Here is a 417-nt window from a genome sequence, read left to right as displayed (position 1 = left end):
GGCCAACGTGCTGGTGCCGGCGTTCGTGAAGCGCGAGTTCGCCGACCCGGGCCTGCCGATGGGCGCCTACTCCGCGGCGCTGAACGTCGGTGCGGCGCTCGCCGCCGGACTCACGGTGCCGCTGGGCGCGGCCCTGGGTCTGGACTGGCGGTGGTCCTTGGCGAGCTGGGGGCTGCTGGCCCTCGTCGGCCTGGTCGTGTGGTTGCCCGTGGCCGGCACCGGGCGGCTGGCCCGGGGCGCGGTGGCGGCCCCCGGGCCGTCGTGGGGGTTGCTGCGGCACAGCACGGCCCGGCGGGCCACGGTCTTCCTGGGCATGCAGAGCACGCAGTTCTACGGGCTGGCCGCGTGGCTGCCCACGCTGCTCACCGACGCGGGCCTCCCGGTCGCCGAGGGCGGGCTGCTGCTCGCGGTCTGCAC

1 protein-coding gene is annotated in these 417 nt (G+C 77.0%); it reads left to right on the top strand.

Going from position 1 to position 417, the window contains the following annotated elements; genetic code table 11:
* On the top strand, positions 1 to 417 hold a 417-nt coding region (locus M3677_RS17560), incomplete at both ends, for an MFS transporter (protein WP_368859924.1).

This window comes from Curtobacterium sp. P97 (assembly GCF_023712445.1).
GTDB lineage: Bacteria > Actinomycetota > Actinomycetes > Actinomycetales > Microbacteriaceae > Curtobacterium.
Note: the sequence above shows the minus strand (reverse complement) of the source record. Positions and strands in the feature narration are given on the sequence as shown.